This is a genomic window from Halobacillus aidingensis (genome assembly GCF_900104185.1).
Taxonomy (GTDB): Bacteria; Bacillota; Bacilli; order Bacillales; family Halobacillaceae; genus Halobacillus; species Halobacillus aidingensis.
This window is the reverse complement of sequence record NZ_FNIZ01000003.1, coordinates 152,345-169,612: the sequence shown is the minus strand read 5'-3', so window position 1 is coordinate 169,612 and position 17,268 is coordinate 152,345. Positions and strand designations below refer to the sequence as shown.

Genomic DNA, 17,268 nt, shown 5'->3' with positions numbered 1-17,268 from the left:
CATCTTATCTTTATTAAAAAAGGAGAACCGGAGGGCTGCTCCGCTTCTCCTTCCATACATATGTCTTCAAGGTTATCCCTTCGTCCCCCCTGCTGTCAATCCAGAAACGAAATATTTCTGCAGTGACAAGAAAAGCAAAGAGATCGGGACTGCTATTAATACAGAACCCGCAGCGAACAATGTGAACTCATTTCCGAACTGATCGGCAATCATTTCATAAAGTCCTACCGCAAGTGTGAATTTATCTTCCGAACGTAGCAAGATACGAGCCAGGATAAAGTCTGTGAACGGGGTAATAAAAGTAAACAGGCAAATGACCGCAATCATCGGTTTCGCAAGCGGCATAACAATCTGCCAGAAAATACGCAAGTTCCCTGCACCGTCCATACGAGCGGATTCGTCCAACTCTTTCGGAATGGTATCCAAGTAACCTTTCATCAAGTACGTGTTCATCGGAATCGCTCCACCTGTGTAAACAAGGATCAAGGCAAGGTGGGTATCAAGCAATCCTGTTAAGTTCGCCAGCGCATAGATCGCAATCAAAGCAGCGAAGTTTGGAATCATCTGCAGAATCAAAAAGGTCATCAAACCATTTTTACGACCGACAAAACGGAACCTTGAGAAAGAATAGGCGGTCATACACACGAGCGCAACAGAAAGCAGCATCGTCAGAACACAAATTTTAATCGTATTCCAATACCAGATCAGATAGTCGCTCTGTGCTGGATCGAACAACTCTTTATAGTGTTTCAATGTTGCGTCTTTAGGGATGATTGAGGAGCCTGATAAACTGTTCCCCGGGTTAAAAGAAGATCCGACAATCCATAGAATCGGGTATAGGATAATCGCGATCATAGCCAAAATCACAATGTACGAAAACGTCAGCTGTAGTACACGTTGTCTATTTTTCATATTACATCATATCCTCTTCTTGGAATGATTTCGTTCTTCTGAACTGCCACAAGGCCACGGTAATGACGATTAAGGACAGGATCATCGTAATCGCTGCCGCCTTTCCGTATTGGGCAGATGTCATCGTCAAGTTGTAGATCCAGGATATTAAGATATCTGTTCCCCCTGCATTCTGTTCAGGAACAGCCGGACCTCCTCCATTGAAGAGGAAAATAACATTAAAGTTGTTGAAGTTGAACGTATACTGGGTAATCATAATTGGTGCTGTCGCATACAAAACGAGCGGCAGCGTAATGCTTCTGAATTTCTGAAAAATGGAAGCACCATCGACATCTGCTGCTTCATACAGTTCATTCGGAATGGACTGTAAAACACCCGTAACCATGGCAAAAATGAATGGGAATCCAAGCCACGTCTGAATCATGATCAACGCGATTTTCGTGTATGTCGGGTTCGTCAGCCATGGAATATCGCCAAGACCAAAGACAGCCAGGATATCCCGATTAATGGTACCGAATGTTTCATTGAACATGCCTGCAAAAACAAGAATCGATACGAATGCAGGAACGGCCCAAGGCAAAATGAAAATAGTACGGATCGTCTTTTGGAATATGATCCCTTTCTGGTTCATCAATACAGCAAGGAAAATTCCCAAAGCGATCTGTAACGTTGTTGCCCCGAACGTCCAAATAACCGTCCAGGCAAGGACACTGAAGAAGGTTTCTCTCCAAATAGGGATATTAAAGATATCAATGAAGTTTTGGAAACCTACCCAATCCACTAGATTAGCTGGTGGGGAATGGTATAAATCATAGTTTGTAAAAGATAGCAGGATGACAAATAAAATTGGAAAAATAACCACAAACACAAGCAGTAAAAACCCTGGTGTCATCATTAAGTAAGGAAACCCACCGCCTACGAGGTTTTGATACTGCTGTCTGATCGAGTTAGGTTCTTCGTTAAGGTCTCTTTGTTTTCCCACTTTAAAAGCATCTCTTAAATTGAACGCATAAACACCTAATCCTAGTATCGTAACGATCAACGTCAAGATTCCTTCTACAAGCAGAACGATGGAATGATCATAATTGGGATCGGTTCCAAGCGTAACAAGACCCCAAAATCCGAATTGAAGCAAGTCGGAAAAGGCAATGAAAAAAGAGGCCATTAAAATGAGAAAAGCAGAACCTTTAAAAATCTGTTTATTATAGAATTGACCAAATCCAGGTAGGATCGACAGCCCTAAAGCAATCTTTCGGTGGTTCGTCGTTGTTTGCGTCTTTTTCTTCTTTTGATGCTTTGGCTGGCGCTTCTTTTGTTCCTCATCGTTTATCTTCTGTTGACGTTCCCCCATGTTCAATCTCCTTTCTTACTATCCAACACGTAACCCTTTTTTTAAAAAAACAGAGCCGACCCGACAGACGGGTTCGGCTCTGCCCGATAATTAATTGCCTCCGTGATTGGATTCAATTTGTTGTTCAATCGTACTTTGTGCTTCATTTAGTGCATCTTCAGGCTCAGACTTACCAGTTGCGACAACTTGCAAGGCCTGTGCCATCGGCTCCCAAACTTCTCCCATTTCAGGGATGTTCGGCATTGGAACCGCACGCTCAGATTGAACAGCTACTGCACGTGCTTTTTCGTTATCTGCAATAATTGGATCTTCAATCAATGTTTTCACTGGAGGAATTTCATTAGTTTCTTCATAACGGATTTTTGCGTTTTCTTCGTTCGTGATCCACTTGATCAACTCTGTCGCCCACTCTTTATTTTCAGAAGCAGAAGACAAGTGCCAGCCTTTCACACCAACGAATGTTTGTGGATATTCACCATTTGGAAGCTTCGGAAGTGGTGCAACACCATAATCGATTCCTGCTTCGTTCAATGCCTGATATGCCCATGGTCCGTCCATCATTGAAGCAACATTACCTTCTTGGAAAAGGCCGTCTTTCGCTGATCCGCCGCTTTCACCGATGATTCCGGATGGGAATACTTCCTCATACCATTTCTGGATGTACTGGGCACCTTCAACAGCACCTTCATTACTCAAACCAAGGTCTTGTGGATTCAATGCTCCACCTTCTTCACCGAATACATATCCACCGTAACCAGCCATGATGGAGTTTCCGAAGTAGAAGTTATCCCATAGGGCCAAAAAGCCGTATTGATCACCATTATTGAACTCTTTGGTGAACTCAAACAGTTCATCGAAGTTTTCAGGTACTTCTGTCATATGTTCTTTGTTATAAATGAAAACCGGAGTTTCGGTAGACTTTGGAAGTCCGTAAAGGTTTCCATCGTATGTTTGTGCCTGGATGGAAGCTTCTGTATAAAGATCTGTCACAGAGTCGTCTACTTCAATTGGAGAAAGCAGACCTTCAATGGCGAACTGACCGATTTGGTCATGTGGCAGTGTTAAAACGTCAGGGCCTGTCCCAGCCGGTCCGTCCAGACGAAGCTGTTCTCCCATTTTCGTCGCCATATCCAACTCTTTGAATTCTACTTCAATGCCATGTTCCTCTTCGAAACTAGCAATCGCAGGCTCAAGGCCGACACCTTTTTCTTTATCTTCCCAAACGACCAGCTTTTCAGGTTTTTCAGGCATGCCGTCTTCTGAGGATTCAGAAGATGTATCATCACTACTAGAATCTCCTCCACTCGCTTCCTCTTCACGATCCGGTGCACACGCAGCCAGCATCGCAACCGTAAGAAAAGCGATAAACAATAAGCTCAACCACTTTTTCATACTTAACTCCCCCTAATAGTTTCCTAATGGATATGTAACGCAATCTAGTGAAACCGATTGCACACATCTTGATTCTAATTATACAAACTAAAAATAGATTTGCAAGCGTTTTCTTATAAAATATTAAAATTATGTTTCATTATCTATAACCTTACGTTAACGCTTTCACATTATCATTGACTTCCCTTTATATATTCTATAGTTTTATTTAGTAGATACGTATAATAATGTGCAAACGATTGTTCAGAAAGGATGACTATTGATGTTAAGAGAAGCCGTGTATCACAGACCGAAGAATAACTATGCTTACGCGTATGATGAGAAAACGATCCACATTCGTTTACGAACCAAAAAAGAGGATATCGATGCGGTACAGATCGTTCACGGAGATCCTTACAACTGGGCGGATGGACATTGGCAGACGGAACAAAAGCCAATGCGAAAATCCGGCTCTGACGAACTTTTCGACTATTGGTTTGCAACCTTAGAGCCCCCCTTCCGCAGACTGCGATACTCCTTTTTACTGCAGGATGGAGAAGAACAAACGGTTTTCACCGTAAAAGGATTTTATGATGAGGTGCCATTAGATGATACGGCCTACCACTTCTGCTTCCCGTTCCTGAACAGCATCGATGTTTTTCAGGCGCCGGAGTGGGTGAAGGATACGGTATGGTATCAAATTTTCCCTGAACGGTTTGCCAACGGAGATTCCTCTCTGAACCCTGAAGGGACTTTGCCATGGGGAAGCACAGAACCAACACCAACGAACTTTTTTGGAGGGGACTTTCAAGGGGTGATCAACCACCTCGATCACTTAGAAAAGTTGGGGATTAACGGCATCTATTTCACGCCGATTTTCAAGGCTCATTCCAACCATAAATACGACACGATCGACTATATGGAAATCGATCCACAATTCGGTGATAAAGAAACCTTCCGCAAGCTCGTGAAAGAATGTCATAAACGAGGCATTCGGGTCATGTTGGATGCCGTTTTTAATCATAGCGGTTACTACTTCGAACCTTTTCAAGATGTATTGAAAAATGGAATCGATTCCGAATATGCAGACTGGTTCCATTTAAGAGAAGACAAAGTCGTCACAGAGCCTGTCCCGAACTACGATGCTTTCGCTTATGTGTCCAGCATGCCAAAGCTCAATACAGAGAACCCTGAGGTCAAAAATTATCTTCTGGAAGTCGCACGCTACTGGATTGAGGAGTTCGATATTGATGGATGGCGACTGGATGTAGCAAACGAAGTGGACCATGCCTTCTGGAGAGAGTTCCGTCAAACGGTCAAGGAAGCAAAAGCCGACGCCTATATTCTAGGTGAAATTTGGCATGACTCGATGCCATGGCTCCAGGGCGACCAATTCGATGCTGTGATGAATTACCCTTTCACAAATGCGGTCATCGACTTTTTTGCTAAGAAAAATATATCACTGGAACAATTCAAGAATCAGTTGTCCCATGTGCAGCATATGTATCCTGTATCAGTAAATGAAGTCGCGTTCAACCTCCTGGACAGCCACGATACCCCGAGAGTTCTGACCTATGCGGATGGAGATAAACGTGCCGCCAAATTGATGTACCTTTTCCAGCTTTCGTATGAAGGAACTCCTTGCATTTATTACGGAGATGAAATTGGAATGACGGGTGGGGAAGACCCTGGATGCCGAAAATGTATGGTTTGGGAGGAAGAAAAACAAGATCAGGAATTGTTTTCCTTTATACAAAAGCTGATCAGCCTTCGTAAATCAGAGCCAGCGTTTGGAAATCAAGGTCGATTCTCATTCGTCGATTACGGGGAGCAGGTCCTTGCCTATGAGAAAAAGTCAGACGAGCAGTCCCTGCTATTCTTGATCAACCTTACATCCGATTCCATTTCTATTGAAGATGCTTCACCATCGAGAATCGTGGGTGGTGATCAAAACTCTACAGTAAAAGGAAAAAAAGCTACCTTAAGTCCATCAGGATATTTAATTTTGGAGAAAAAGTAATGTAGAGGAGTCTTTCCATGACTCAAGCTAAAAAAATGACGCTGTTCGCCCTCACTTGGCCAATCTTTATTGAAGTTCTGCTTCACATGTTAATGGGTAACGCCGATACACTCATGCTCAGTCAATACTCCGACGATGCCGTGGCGGCCGTCGGAGTTTCCAATCAAATCCTTTCCGTTGTCATCGTCATGTTCGGATTCGTAGCGACGGGGGCAGCGATCTTAGTTGCACAAAACCTTGGTGCCGAACAAAAGAAAGAGGCAGGGAGCATAACCGTCACGTCACTCAGTGTCAACTTGTGGTTTTCACTTCTTCTCAGCTTCGGACTCTTTGTATTCAGCGAACAGATCCTGAATGTGATGGATCTGCCTCCCTCATTGATGGCAGACGCCACAGACTACATGAACATTGTTGGCGGACTTATTTTTGTCCAGGCGATGCTGATGACGATCGGAGCGCTTTTAAGGAGCTATGGTCAAACGAAAGATCCCATGTATGTCACGATCGGCATGAACATCTTGAACGTCATCGGCAACTACTTTGTTATTTTCGGTCCGTTCGGTTTTCCCGTCTTTGGAGTTGAAGGTGTCGCTTATGTGACAGCAATTTCTAGAGCTTTCGGCTTCTTCGTTCTCCTATTATTGCTCATCAAACGTGTGTCCGGGGATCTGCCCTGGCGATCTTTTTACCACTATGAAAAAGAGCACATTAAAAATCTACTTCATATCGGTGTTCCGTCTGCCGGAGAGCAGCTTTCCTACAATGCGAGTCAGATGGCCATCACCTATTTCGTAGCTCAAATGGGAGCAACAGCGATTACGACCAAAGTCTATGCCCAAAACCTGATGATGTTCATTTTTCTATGCTCCATCGCCATTGGGCAAGGTACGCAAATATTGATCGGTCATCATATAGGCGCAAAAGAAACGGAGAAAGCTTACCGGCAATGTATTCGGAGCTTACAGTTAGCCAATGTTATCTCTTTATCCGTTGCCGTTGTTTTCTATTTTTCCAGCGACTTTTTGCTGGGACTCTTTACTGATGATCAAACCATTTTAACCACGGGAGGAACCTTATTACTGTTGACGGTTCTACTGGAGCCGGGACGTGCCTTCAACCTCGTAGTCATCAATTCGCTAAGAGCCGCCGGCGACGTGCGTTTCCCAGTCATTGTCGGAATCCTATCGATGTGGGGAGTTCAGGTGACCATCGCCTGGATATTCGGTCTTCATTTTGCTTATGGACTGATCGGCATCTGGATCGGCTTCATCGTGGATGAATGGCTGCGCGGTGTACTTATGCTGCGAAGATGGAAATCGAGAATATGGCTGAAGAAATCTTTTGTCACTCAAAATGAAAAAGCGCACAGTCAAGCGAATACAAGCTGACTGTGCGCTTTCTTCTATTCTAATGGATATATTTGGTGTACCAGGTCATACATAAAATGGAAATTAAAGTCATCATCATGCCTTTACCCCTTCACTCAAGTTGCTTGAGAAGGTTTTTAGTTTGTTCATATCGGAAACGTCTTCTTCAAATAACGGGATTTGAATTAGCTGCTGTTCTTTGAATTTCCCTCTAATTTCCTCAAGGTACGTTTCTTCTTGTTTTCGTCTTTTTGCAAGAAATTCACCGTCTGCATAATCGGGCAGGACTTTATTAACGATCAGAGTTTTAACTATCAAGTCATGCTGTTTCAATTTCCGAATCGCCTGCTCTGTTTCGAGAATCGGAAGCCGCTCTGGTATTAAAACAAATACAAATCCTGTTTGAGCAGGATCAAGGATTACTTTCCTTACTGCAGCAAACTTCTCTTTCCTTCGCTGCAACACATCGTAAATCGGATCGTCGACAGGATCGCCGTCATTCAACAGCTGTGTGTAATTGTCATTTATTTTCTTCCTACGTTCGAGCATCCCGTCAATCCATACACTCATTAGCTCCGGCAACGTCAGTAGACGAATCGTGTGTCCTGTCGGTGCCGTATCAAACACGATTTTGTCAAAGTGCTCGGATTCTTCCAGAATAATCGAGATGAGACGGTCGAATAAGGCGGCTTCATCCGCTCCGGGAGATGCACTAGCCATATCGATCTGCCTATGAACCTCTTCGACCATTTTCGATTTCACAAGGCCTTCCAAATTATCTTTCACACCTGCAATGTACCGCTTAGATTCATGAAAGGGATCGATTTCAATCCCCCAGAGATTCTCCATCAGTGCCGTCTTCTCATGATTGACTTTTTCATGAAAAATATCTCCAAGGTTATGGGCAGGATCTGTAGATACGACAAGAGTTCGATGCCCCTCTTTCGCAAACGCAACAGCAAGTGCAGCGGAGGATGTTGACTTCCCTACTCCTCCTTTTCCACCCACGAAAATAACTTTATTCTTATGCAAACCTTCCATGCTACTTCCTCCTCTAACAACAACGAATGCCATCGAGTGGAGACTTTTCCATCCCCATCCGCAAGTGCCAATCGTGGAACTTTTCAATGATGTGCGGGTATAACTCTAACGTATAATAAAAAGCCGGATTCGGTATCCCTAACATATCTGAATACACAAGAAGTAAAAAGAGGTCATCTTCATCCCTCAGTTCCCTGGCAATTTCCTGTTTGTGAGGGAGGCTTAACACTTCATCATAAAACTCAAATAACCGTTTTAACGAAAACTTCTTCTCCACGCCTCTCCCTCCTTATTTTCTATCCATCTACCATTAATGAACAAGCTATTGTATCGCATTCGAAAAAAAATCGACCGTAACGCACTCCAAATGGATATATGTCCTGCCTTTACGTGCTTGATAAAATAAACAAGAATGGCAAGTAGATTCCTTGGGTCAACATAATCAACATGAACTCCTTCCCTCTGGTTGTCTCTATACCACTCCCCTAGTTTTTCCCGATCCTGGTCGTGGTGCTTAAACTCTTCTTGCATGTTAATGAAGCCATCGTCATCGCTGCATATTCCTCCACAGCATCCCATTCCTATTTCTTTCTCAGGGCGAATGATCATGATTTCTTTCATGGTGTCGATGCTCCTTTCAAGGAAAAAGAAAGCCGACAAATGACGGCTTCCTTTTATGGTTACGCACTTTTCTCAATAGAATCGTCGCGATTCCCTGCAATCGCAGAAAACGCTGTAATGAGAATCCAGAAAGTAAACACAAGAATGATTGCTCCGAAAGAAAACAGCATCCAGTCGCTTCCATCATTCCATGGCGCCCACTCGGTCACCACCTGATCAATCATGGCCCACAACGTCATAAACATGAGGAAGACCATCGGAATGATCGTCGGCAGATAGTTTCGTCCTTGACGTTTCAACCAAATGGAAACGAGTAACAGACTAATACCTGCCAGGAGCTGGTTCGAGGTTCCAAATAAAGGCCAAAGCAAGTATCCACCAGAACCGAAGCCTTTAGGACCTTGAGGAATTAACGTAAGAGCCGCACTGGATACCACCGCAACCGTTGTTGCCACATGGGTTTTCGTTAATGGCGTCACTTTATATTCCGTTCCTAGTTCTGCAATAATATAACGCATCAAACGGACAGAAGAGTCCAACGTCGTTGCGGCAAAACTGACGACGATGACGGAAACAATCGTTGCTGCAACAGATGCAGGAATACCAAGTCCAGAAGCAAGCTGTCCTGCACCTTGGATAAAGACGCCAAGTCCCGCACCACTCGCCGCTGTAAATCCGCTATACGTCGCTGTAAATTCACCTGCTGTTGGGAAAAAAGTGACAACAGCGATAATCGCAACAAGAGCCAAAGCCCCTTCACCGACAGAGCCTAAATAACCGACAAAACGAGCGTCTGTTTCTTTATTCAACTGTTTCGAAGATGTTCCCGATGATACAAGACCGTGGAAACCAGAAATCGCTCCACAGGCAATCGTAATGAACAATAGCGGGAACCAGGATGTATCCGCAGAAGCGTTTGTCACTGGTGCCGTAATTTCAGGGTTTGTGAAAAGCAGTCCCAAATACAGAAGACCAAGTCCAACAATCAATTGGTGAGAGTTGATATAGTCTCTTGGCTGTAACAGCTTCCAAACCGGCAAGGTGGAGGCGATATACACATACACCATCAACACGACAATCCATACGAAGAAGGCCATGGACGTCGCATTCAAACCAAATATTGTTGAAGCGCCTTCGCCACCGAAATAGCGGACAAGGTCGATTTGCAAAGCAGGTACATAGCTAGCCACAATCGCCGCTATGTACATGACCGCAAGCGCTACAATGGATGGAAGCAGCATGTTCCCCTGCTTTTTATACACACTATAGCCGATCCAAATGGCCAGTGGTATTTGAATGAAAACAGAAAGTACGCTTGCCGGGAATGAAATGAATAGATTCGCAATGACCCAGGCGAAGACAGCGTTTACCATTAGAACAAGCAGTAAAATGATGAATAAAAACAGCACTTTCGCTTTTTGACCGATCAACTTACTGGCTAGCGTACCGATGGATTGTCCTTTATTTCTTACCGACAAAACAAGTGTACCGAAATCATGGACACCGGCAGCAAAGACAGTTCCTAATAATACCCATAGCACAGCGGGCAGCCAGCCCCAATACACGGCAATCGCCGGTCCAACAATCGGCGCCGCCCCTGCAACGGACGTGAAATGGTGACCCCACAAAACGAATTTATTCGTCGGGACAAAATCGACACCATCCTTATACTGATGGGCGGGGGTGACATAGTTCGGATCGAGACGATAGATTTTTTCGGCGATAAACTTCGAATAATACCGATAACCTAGAAAAAAGATGAGACCTCCAACAACAGCTAACCATATCCCACTCACAAAAACCCTCCTCAATCTACAAAAGTATGTATGCGTTTACATTTAAATGTATTATATATTACTTTCCTTTCTTAATTCAATGCGATATACAGATTTTTCTGAAAATATTAGATATAAAATAAGAGAGAAGCTACTGCTTCCCTCTTATTGAGCGGATGTCCTTACCTCTTCATATTTTTTGACAGAACGTGTCATTCCTAAAAAGGCAGGCTTACCATTTGGCAATTTACCGAAAATCAAGCTTGCAAAAGGAAAATAGCGGTGAGCGAGCCATATGATGACGTAACAGAAAAATAAGGTCAGGACGAACCTTGTGGAAATTCCAATATGAAACCAGAAGTTATTAGGTGTTGGAATAACTTGAGCTACTGCTTTTAATACAATAGGATGTAGCAAATAAAATCCAAAAGAATAAACCGCTACGTTTTTAACGTATGGCAGAATGGGCTGCCATTTTCGAGCAATGATTTCCATTAGACGGAACATGGTATAGCTTCCAGCCATCATATAAATCAGATTCAAAACTAAATACGTCCACCCTGGTAAATAAAAGGAAGAAACGGTATAGAGATGGTAGTAGAGCTGGACAGTTGCAATGCCAGCGGCAACCGCAACAAAAACCCATGCAAAGGTAGATTTGTTATAAATTCTTTGTTTTTGTTCTTTAAAGTTAATTCCAATCCAGGCACCTAATAGATACGGCCCCATACTGCTCAAAAAGAAAGTAAAAGGAATAAGTTGATACTCGCGGTTGAAAAAATGGTACCCAACGGCAATCAGCATTCCAAAAAGCCATAGATACTTTCTAAAAAATGTTACTTTCTTTACTACAAATAATATAGCTGGGAAAAATAAATAAAATTGCACAATCAAGAATATGAAATGGAGCTGATAGAAAGATTCCCCTTTTAAAATGCGCATACCAATTTCACTAAGATCAAAAGGTACAGCTCCTATATAAATAGAGTAAGCTTCATAGAATAACGCCCAGACAAGATAAGGAACAACAATATATAAAGCCCTCTTTTTATAGAAAGCCTTTAACTCATCCCAATCCATTCTCTGTCCAATATATTTATAGAAGAACACCATAGCGGTGATCATAATGAAAATTCCTGCTTCTATTCTTATAATTCTATTAAGGAAATGATATTTAGCAAAGGCATCCCCATCTGCTGGTAGTATGGAGGCATACGTTCCTGTAACGTGAACCAGAACCACCATGACCATGGCAAAGAGCCTTAATAGAAAAATCGACTCAATTTTTTCTCTAGCCATTTTTATCATCCTCTTTTGTAATCATGATTTAAACACACGTCATCTTACCATGGTCCAGCTCTATTTTTGGGGTTGTTGCCATTTTATAATCTCTTTTTTAATTAAGGTAATATTTAAGGTAGAATTTGGACATTTGGCAACGATTAATTAGCATCAATTTTTCCAAGGAAGAAACCATCCACTTCATCAAGCTTTCCACGCCAGTAAAAACTTCCTTCAGAAGGCGTGGGCTTGGAGTCCCCATTGTACACTTGCGCTTCTTCTAAATGGATATAGCTGATTTCCTCATGCGCATAGTTGACCTCACTAGCACGCGACAATTTCTCACTCAGTTCCTGAGAAATTTCATTTCCATTTTCAAACGTCCGGCTCAGCGATTGCATATATTTCTTCGCAGATACGGTCGTTCCTGTAACCAAAGCACCATTGACGTTCAATGTAAGATCAAGGGAAAAATCTCCCTGGTTCGCCGCTTTTACGAAGTTTCGTAGAATATTATCCATTTATTTTCTTCCCTTCTATAGTCATTTTTACTTTGTGGTATCATCATTAAAGGTTAATGTCGTCTTCCCTGTCTTCACTGTTTCTTGATTTTCATCTTCTTCATTGTTCATAGGTTCTTCACTATTTTGTTCAACATCATTTTCTTCGTTGTTCACTGGTTCTTGTTCCGCATCATCTTCTTCATTGGCCACTGGTTCTTCATTTTCCTGTTCCCCATCATCATTCTCAGATCTTTCACCTTCCATTTCTTCATGGTTTTCTTCCTCATTGGCTTCATTAACCATTTCTTCATCCTCAACCTGATCGGTTTCCTCCGTAGCAGCCGCTTCATCAGGTGATTCCAGTTGTTTTTGAGAAAGGTCCGCACCATTCAGGGAACGTGTTTCTTCTTTTTCTTCCTCTTCATTAGATCTATTTTTCACTTTGTCTTTCACACGACCGACCATTTCGCTTGTTTTATCTTTCGTTTGGTCTTTCAAATCTTTCAGCTGTCCTCCGGCTTTCCCTGCTTTTTCCTTCATATTCTCTTTATGTTCTTCTGCGCGATTCGGTTTTAAGAAATAGCCTGCCGCTGCACCAAGAACTCCGCCTACAATGGCTTTGGTCACGCGATGACTGCTTTTACTTTCCGTTTCCTGCTGTTTGTTCTCTTCATTCGTCGGGTTGGTCAACTGTGTTTTAGATTCGCTCATGGTTCATCTCTCCTTTTATTTTTGATAGACTTTCTGCATGTTTTTCTCCAATTGTTCAATGCGTTTTTGCAGTTCTTCATTTTCTTTTTCCAATGCTTCCGTGTTCGATTGAGCGGCTTTCGAATTCAAATATGGGTCGGTTTCCCACCAGTCCATGCCGATTTCTTTTGCTTTATCTACAGAGGCGACGATGAGGCGGATTTTGATTGTCAAAAGCTCCACATCTGCAAGTCCCACCCTGATATCACCGGCGATAACCACCCCTTTATCCAGAACGGTTTCTAACACATCCACAATACTGTTTGACTGAGTCGGGTGTTCAATGGACATCTATGATGCCTCCTTTTTTATAACAAATTGCCTAAAGGTCCTAGATCGATATTGAGATCTTCATCATTCAGGTCAAAAATTTCTTTCAGTTCATCCATTTTCACTTCGAGGTTCATGAGGGCCACACCCAGCTGCTCGATCTGCTCTTCGGACAACGTTCCACCATCCACCCGGCGGATCGCTTGTTTTTCCACGAGTTGACGAAGCAGTTCAATGACGGTCAAGACGAGTTGCGCAAGTCCTTGCTCCGCTCCGTCCGGGTCTAAGTTGAGTCGGCCGCTTTTAAACGGTTGCTCTTGTAAATTATTTTGTGACACGTTCCAACGCCTCCTTTTCACTATCCAGCGTTTTAGAGTTGAGGGAGTCATCCAAGCTGGATTGGACCAGAGTTTCTACAGAAGAAATCAATACTTTCAAATCCACATAGACAAGGTCAATCCCGGCAATGGATATGATGATATCCCCCTTGATGGCCACCCCTTTATCCAGAACGGTATCTAAGATATCAATAAGGGCAATATCCTGATTTTCGTAATTTTCTCTGTAGGACACTCAGTCCACCTCACTTTTAGAGAGTGACGAAAAGTGATAAGGAGGCCATGGACCTGTCACTTCAATCACCCAGCCTGCCTTTTCCCCTTGCTCATTCGCGTTTGTTATATTCTTTAAAAAAGTTTCTACTTTATCGACCTCGATCAAGTAGGCACCATTCCAACACATATCCGCATCTTTTCCGGTCACATTTTTATTCCAGACTTTTTTCTCAGCGGTGTCTTCACATAGTGCCTCCCACTCACTATGTAACTGCCTCACGTATTTCTGCTGCTCCTGCAATACTTGCTGCTCAATGGACTGGTCGAGTTTTTTCCTTTGCAAGTACTGCATACCTTTAGACATCTGTGAAATTTCTTCTTTTTTCTTTTGAATCTCAGGATGATGGTCTGCTACTTGCTCCTTTAAGAGGTCCGAATGGTTGAAGACTTTGATGTTCCATTCTTCTTTTCCCTTTAACTTCTCTAAAAGGGTCATCCATTCTTTTTCATGGGCATCCATCTTCTTTTTCAGACTTTCTTCATGCTGAAAAATCGTACAAAATTTCATCGGAATCAAGGTGAGGGCATTCTTCAAGCTCATTAATATTTCATGATGCAGATAAGCCTTTTCCTGCACCCATTCCATTTGCTGTGTGTTCGTTTCCAATGCCTCTTCTCCGAACTCCCCTTCGTCGACAGGGCTGACGATTGCTGAACACCAGCCATAATCCAGCACTTCAAGACCAGCCTTTCCATCGATCCCCTTAAGGTCAGAGATGCTTTGAGAAGCGGCTTCCTCTTTAAGAGTGATTCCATACAAATACAGTAGCCTTTCCATCTTGAAAACTCCTTACTTCCTTTTCGTCATGTTCTCCCATTGCTCCATCTCCAGCTTTTTGGCGACCTCATAGCGTATAAGCAGCTCTTCTTCCTGCTCCTCATAATGCTCTTCTGAAATCTCTTCCAATTCATACATCATTTGCAGCTGGATCAATTTCTTTTGAATGTGCTCGAGATCGTACATTTCCTTATCCACTTCTTCTTTCACATGCTCTCCGACTTTTTTTATTAAATGAATGGGCGAAGTGAATAGTTTTTGAATCATGAGGCTTCTACTTTCAACTTGATGTTGATGAAATTATACGCAGGCCATGGTCCTGTATATTTGAAATCAACATATTCCTTCCACCGCTCATGCAGCTCATTGACTTTTTTATCGAACGCCTCTTCCTTTTCCCGATCGATTAAATATGCTCCATTCAAAAGCATTTTTTCGCCAATCGTATCGTTCACCTGGGAAGCCTCCGCTAATTGATCCAACGGCCCATGGATGGTAGTTTCGATTTCTTTCTGAATCTGTGTAAAAAAGTCACGAGCCATCTCACCAAGTTGAATCCGGTCGAAATAGCCGGCCGCTTCAGATTTGTTCGCTACCGTTTCCTTTTTCTTTTTCACCCGGTCGTTCTGGTTGATCTGCTCTTCCAGCCATTCTCTTTTACCAATGATTTTCAAACCAATTTCGATTTTATTCCGAACTTCGACAAACAACTTCTCCAGTTGAGGATAAAGGTTTTCGATGAGCACTTGAGTATCTTCTTTCGTATTAAAAACATTCCCAAAGCTGATGGGAACGACAGAACTCTCTGTTTCCATGACTCTCGAAATCACTTGCTGGTGAGTCATGAGTGCTTTTTTCTTCGGGTGATAGATTTTAATCGGTGCTTCTACAGCTACCATGGCCGCATCTTTATGATGGACCGTGAAAACTTCCTTTTCTTCGCCTTCAAATTCAACCGTACCGAAACTTTTCTCCTCTGTTGTTTGAATACAACAAAAAACATAGATTCCCATTTGTTCACTCATAAACAGACTACCTCCTAAACCTTTTTGCAATGATCAAGAATGATTTTCCTTGCTTTCTCTTCATCCTTCGTCATCGATAATACGGAAAAATAAGTCATATCCAGACACAGGTTCTGGAATGCTTCATCCTTTCCATCCACACGCACGCTTGTTTTTTCAGCAATATCAGCAATCATGATCGAGGCACGCAAACTTAGAAAATCTTCCTTCTCATCCATCGATTTTTTCACTTCTCTTACAAAGCGGACGATGGCTTCGGCTTTCTTCTGCTTCATTTTCGTCCTCTCCATCACAACTGCCACCTCAGCTTCCAAACTCATGGCATTCAACGGGATGGAAATCATCCGATCCATTAACGCATCCTGCGTGTCGTAAACTCCGATGTATTCAGCCGGATTACTCGTGAAAATGACCCTGAAATCAGGATGAACCCTCACGTGTGAATCCTTACTTTTCGATCCATATAAAGGAAGGATTTTTTCTTCTAGAACAGATAAAAACAAATTGTTCGTTTCCGGACTCGATCTTGTGAACTCGTCATACACCAAGGTATGTCCATGTTTCACCGCTTCATAAAGATGTCCGCTCACCCAATCTTCCGTGACATTTTCTTCAATCTTTTGAACGGTCCTTACAAAATTATCATTCAGCTTTTTACGGCTGTACCCTTTGTAAGCGCCAATCAAGTCGTCATTGGTCAAATCCTTATTCCCTGAAAGGAGCGTTACAGGCTTGTTTCTTTGCTTCGCCACATGGATAGCAAGTGTCGTTTTCCCGATGCCTGATGGACCTGTATAGTGAACAGGATAACCAGCTGATAAATAGTTTGAAGAACGCCGGATTAGGCTTTTAAAGAAGGGTTGATCATAAACGTGTTGGTTTGTAGAAGGATGGTTGCTGCTTTGTTTAAGTACACTCATCATCCCTCCTCCTACTGCTCGACCTGTTCTTCAATGTCGGTGCGATATCTGAGGCTTAAACGTGAAAAGCCTGTTACTTCAATGTTCTCATCAAGAAAAACTTCATATAACCCGACCATTTGATCCCTGGCATACTTTTTCATATATTCCTTTTCTTCAATCACTTCGACCAACACCCGCCACTCCTGGTCTTTCTTTCTAGCAGAAATGATTTTATGTGGCGGTGCAATATTCTCATTGAAAAATTCGGTTACTTCATTCAAGACCTTCATAGCGGTGCATCCCTCTCTTTTCCTATCAAACTGTTTCTTTTATAGATGAGAAACAAGATGGAATTACGAAAATTCCACCCTATTCCTTTCACCAATTCTTTTATATACTAAATTCTCCTCTTTCATTTGAAGAACGGGAGGATGACGACTGTTCCTCTTCACCTAGGCGGCCTCCGAGTCCTTCCTCTTCAACCTCATCCCGCAGTAGGCCGACAGCTTCTGCATATCTGAGCCATGTATCCACACTGGCAATGACTACTCTCGCTTCAACCGTAATCAATTCAATTCCCACAACGGAAACGCGGGCAAACGCATCGATCACAATTCCTTTATCCAAAATACGGTCAACCACTTCTGCAAGACTGGAACTATCTGTTGATTTTTGAATCGCCATTTT

Annotated in this window: 20 protein-coding genes and 1 pseudogene; 2 read left to right on the top strand and 19 right to left on the bottom strand. The window is 42.8% G+C overall.

Features of this window, described 5'->3' with window-relative positions:
- Positions 1-72: 72 nt before the first annotated feature.
- The 3 genes from BLS23_RS04175 to BLS23_RS04165 all read right to left on the bottom strand — a co-directional run bounded on the left by BLS23_RS04175 (position 73) and on the right by BLS23_RS04165 (position 3,655).
- Positions 73-912 (bottom strand): sugar ABC transporter permease, encoded by an 840-nt coding sequence (locus tag BLS23_RS04175; RefSeq protein ID WP_089651281.1) that lies wholly within the window; start codon positions 910-912, stop codon positions 73-75.
- Position 913: 1 nt separating this feature from the next.
- On the bottom strand, positions 914-2,263 hold the full coding sequence (locus tag BLS23_RS04170; protein WP_089651280.1) for a carbohydrate ABC transporter permease: 1,350 nt from the start codon (positions 2,261-2,263) through the stop codon (positions 914-916).
- Positions 2,264-2,353: 90 nt separating this feature from the next.
- Positions 2,354-3,655, bottom strand: coding sequence for an extracellular solute-binding protein (locus BLS23_RS04165; RefSeq protein WP_089651279.1), 1,302 nt, complete (start codon positions 3,653-3,655; stop codon positions 2,354-2,356).
- A gap of 262 nt (positions 3,656-3,917) precedes the next feature.
- On the opposite strand from BLS23_RS04165, the gene BLS23_RS04160 reads away from it, so the two are divergent.
- Together BLS23_RS04160 and BLS23_RS04155 are read left to right on the top strand one after the other, a co-directional pair.
- Positions 3,918-5,654, top strand: coding sequence for a glycoside hydrolase family 13 protein (locus BLS23_RS04160; protein WP_089651278.1), 1,737 nt, complete (start codon positions 3,918-3,920; stop codon positions 5,652-5,654).
- A gap of 17 nt (positions 5,655-5,671) precedes the next feature.
- The gene (locus BLS23_RS04155) at positions 5,672-7,042 is read left to right on the top strand and encodes an MATE family efflux transporter (RefSeq protein WP_089651277.1); all 1,371 of its coding nucleotides are present in this window, start codon (positions 5,672-5,674) and stop codon (positions 7,040-7,042) included.
- A 75-nt stretch (positions 7,043-7,117) separates the two neighbouring features.
- On the opposite strand, the gene BLS23_RS04150 is transcribed toward BLS23_RS04155, so the two are convergent.
- The 16 genes and pseudogenes from BLS23_RS04150 to gvpA all read right to left on the bottom strand — a co-directional run bounded on the left by BLS23_RS04150 (position 7,118) and on the right by gvpA (position 17,265).
- Positions 7,118-8,062 (bottom strand): ArsA family ATPase, encoded by a 945-nt coding sequence (locus BLS23_RS04150; RefSeq protein WP_089651276.1) that lies wholly within the window; start codon positions 8,060-8,062, stop codon positions 7,118-7,120.
- A gap of 13 nt (positions 8,063-8,075) precedes the next feature.
- Complete coding sequence (locus BLS23_RS04145) at positions 8,076-8,339, bottom strand: cory-CC-star protein (protein WP_089651275.1); 264 nt, start codon at positions 8,337-8,339, stop codon at positions 8,076-8,078.
- Positions 8,318-8,683 carry a hypothetical protein gene (locus BLS23_RS04140; RefSeq protein ID WP_143015218.1) on the bottom strand — a complete coding sequence of 122 codons (366 nt, stop codon included), beginning with the start codon at positions 8,681-8,683 and terminating at the stop codon, positions 8,318-8,320. Before BLS23_RS04140 ends, BLS23_RS04145 begins: the two co-directional genes overlap by 22 nt.
- A 59-nt stretch (positions 8,684-8,742) precedes the next feature.
- Positions 8,743-10,479 carry a carbon starvation CstA family protein gene (locus BLS23_RS04135; protein WP_089651273.1) on the bottom strand — a complete coding sequence of 579 codons (1,737 nt, stop codon included), beginning with the start codon at positions 10,477-10,479 and terminating at the stop codon, positions 8,743-8,745.
- 144 nt (positions 10,480-10,623) lie between these two features.
- Entirely contained in the window at positions 10,624-11,757 is a 1,134-nt protein-coding gene (locus BLS23_RS04130) for an acyltransferase (RefSeq protein WP_244157074.1), read from the bottom strand.
- A gap of 143 nt (positions 11,758-11,900) precedes the next feature.
- The gene (gvpU, locus tag BLS23_RS04125; RefSeq protein WP_089651271.1) at positions 11,901-12,260 is read right to left on the bottom strand and encodes a gas vesicle accessory protein GvpU; all 360 of its coding nucleotides are present in this window, start codon (positions 12,258-12,260) and stop codon (positions 11,901-11,903) included.
- Between the two features lie 27 nt (positions 12,261-12,287).
- Positions 12,288-12,953 (bottom strand): YtxH domain-containing protein, encoded by a 666-nt coding sequence (locus BLS23_RS04120; RefSeq protein ID WP_089651270.1) that lies wholly within the window; start codon positions 12,951-12,953, stop codon positions 12,288-12,290.
- 15 nt (positions 12,954-12,968) lie between these two features.
- Positions 12,969-13,283: a gas vesicle protein gene (locus BLS23_RS04115; protein ID WP_089651269.1), complete on the bottom strand. Its 315-nt coding sequence runs from the start codon at positions 13,281-13,283 to the stop codon at positions 12,969-12,971.
- Between the two features lie 17 nt (positions 13,284-13,300).
- Positions 13,301-13,600 carry a gas vesicle protein K gene (locus BLS23_RS04110; protein ID WP_244157073.1) on the bottom strand — a complete coding sequence of 100 codons (300 nt, stop codon included), beginning with the start codon at positions 13,598-13,600 and terminating at the stop codon, positions 13,301-13,303.
- On the bottom strand, positions 13,587-13,835 hold the full coding sequence (locus BLS23_RS04105; protein WP_089651267.1) for a gas vesicle protein: 249 nt from the start codon (positions 13,833-13,835) through the stop codon (positions 13,587-13,589). Before BLS23_RS04105 ends, BLS23_RS04110 begins: the two co-directional genes overlap by 14 nt.
- Positions 13,836-14,654, bottom strand: a complete 819-nt coding sequence (locus BLS23_RS04100) for a GvpL/GvpF family gas vesicle protein (protein WP_089651266.1) — start codon at positions 14,652-14,654, stop codon at positions 13,836-13,838. It abuts the gene before it with no gap.
- 12 nt (positions 14,655-14,666) lie between these two features.
- Positions 14,667-14,921, bottom strand: coding sequence for a gas vesicle protein GvpG (locus tag BLS23_RS04095; protein WP_089651265.1), 255 nt, complete (start codon positions 14,919-14,921; stop codon positions 14,667-14,669).
- Complete coding sequence (locus BLS23_RS04090) at positions 14,918-15,679, bottom strand: GvpL/GvpF family gas vesicle protein (RefSeq protein WP_089651264.1); 762 nt, start codon at positions 15,677-15,679, stop codon at positions 14,918-14,920. The genes BLS23_RS04095 and BLS23_RS04090 overlap by 4 nt, the downstream gene beginning before the upstream one ends.
- A gap of 14 nt (positions 15,680-15,693) precedes the next feature.
- Positions 15,694-16,599, bottom strand: a complete 906-nt coding sequence (gene gvpN, locus BLS23_RS04085; RefSeq protein WP_089651263.1) for a gas vesicle protein GvpN — start codon at positions 16,597-16,599, stop codon at positions 15,694-15,696.
- A gap of 11 nt (positions 16,600-16,610) precedes the next feature.
- A pseudogene (gene gvpO / locus BLS23_RS04080) lies at positions 16,611-16,880 on the bottom strand (gas vesicle protein GvpO); the annotation flags it as partial.
- Positions 16,881-16,971: 91 nt separating this feature from the next.
- Positions 16,972-17,265 carry a gas vesicle structural protein GvpA gene (gene gvpA, locus BLS23_RS04075; protein ID WP_089651261.1) on the bottom strand — a complete coding sequence of 98 codons (294 nt, stop codon included), beginning with the start codon at positions 17,263-17,265 and terminating at the stop codon, positions 16,972-16,974.
- Positions 17,266-17,268 lie beyond the last annotated feature (3 nt).

Bases quoted from the DNA above. Each gene is read 5' to 3' on its own strand.
- BLS23_RS04175 (WP_089651281.1), bottom strand. From the start codon at position 912: ATGAAAAATAGACAACGTGTACTACAGCTGACGTTTTCGTACATTGTG.
- BLS23_RS04170 (WP_089651280.1), bottom strand. From the start codon at position 2,263: ATGGGGGAACGTCAACAGAAGATAAACGATGAGGAACAAAAGAAGCGC.
- BLS23_RS04165 (WP_089651279.1), bottom strand. From the start codon at position 3,655: ATGAAAAAGTGGTTGAGCTTATTGTTTATCGCTTTTCTTACGGTTGCG.
- BLS23_RS04160 (WP_089651278.1), top strand. From the start codon at position 3,918: ATGTTAAGAGAAGCCGTGTATCACAGACCGAAGAATAACTATGCTTAC.
- BLS23_RS04155 (WP_089651277.1), top strand. From the start codon at position 5,672: ATGACTCAAGCTAAAAAAATGACGCTGTTCGCCCTCACTTGGCCAATC.
- BLS23_RS04150 (WP_089651276.1), bottom strand. From the start codon at position 8,062: ATGGAAGGTTTGCATAAGAATAAAGTTATTTTCGTGGGTGGAAAAGGA.
- BLS23_RS04140 (WP_143015218.1), bottom strand. From the start codon at position 8,683: ATGAAAGAAATCATGATCATTCGCCCTGAGAAAGAAATAGGAATGGGA.
- BLS23_RS04130 (WP_244157074.1), bottom strand. From the start codon at position 11,757: ATGGCTAGAGAAAAAATTGAGTCGATTTTTCTATTAAGGCTCTTTGCC.
- gvpU (WP_089651271.1), bottom strand. From the start codon at position 12,260: ATGGATAATATTCTACGAAACTTCGTAAAAGCGGCGAACCAGGGAGAT.
- BLS23_RS04120 (WP_089651270.1), bottom strand. From the start codon at position 12,953: ATGAGCGAATCTAAAACACAGTTGACCAACCCGACGAATGAAGAGAAC.
- BLS23_RS04115 (WP_089651269.1), bottom strand. From the start codon at position 13,283: ATGTCCATTGAACACCCGACTCAGTCAAACAGTATTGTGGATGTGTTA.
- BLS23_RS04100 (WP_089651266.1), bottom strand. From the start codon at position 14,654: ATGGAAAGGCTACTGTATTTGTATGGAATCACTCTTAAAGAGGAAGCC.
- BLS23_RS04095 (WP_089651265.1), bottom strand. From the start codon at position 14,921: ATGATTCAAAAACTATTCACTTCGCCCATTCATTTAATAAAAAAAGTC.
- BLS23_RS04090 (WP_089651264.1), bottom strand. From the start codon at position 15,679: ATGAGTGAACAAATGGGAATCTATGTTTTTTGTTGTATTCAAACAACA.
- gvpN (WP_089651263.1), bottom strand. From the start codon at position 16,599: ATGAGTGTACTTAAACAAAGCAGCAACCATCCTTCTACAAACCAACAC.
- gvpA (WP_089651261.1), bottom strand. From the start codon at position 17,265: ATGGCGATTCAAAAATCAACAGATAGTTCCAGTCTTGCAGAAGTGGTT.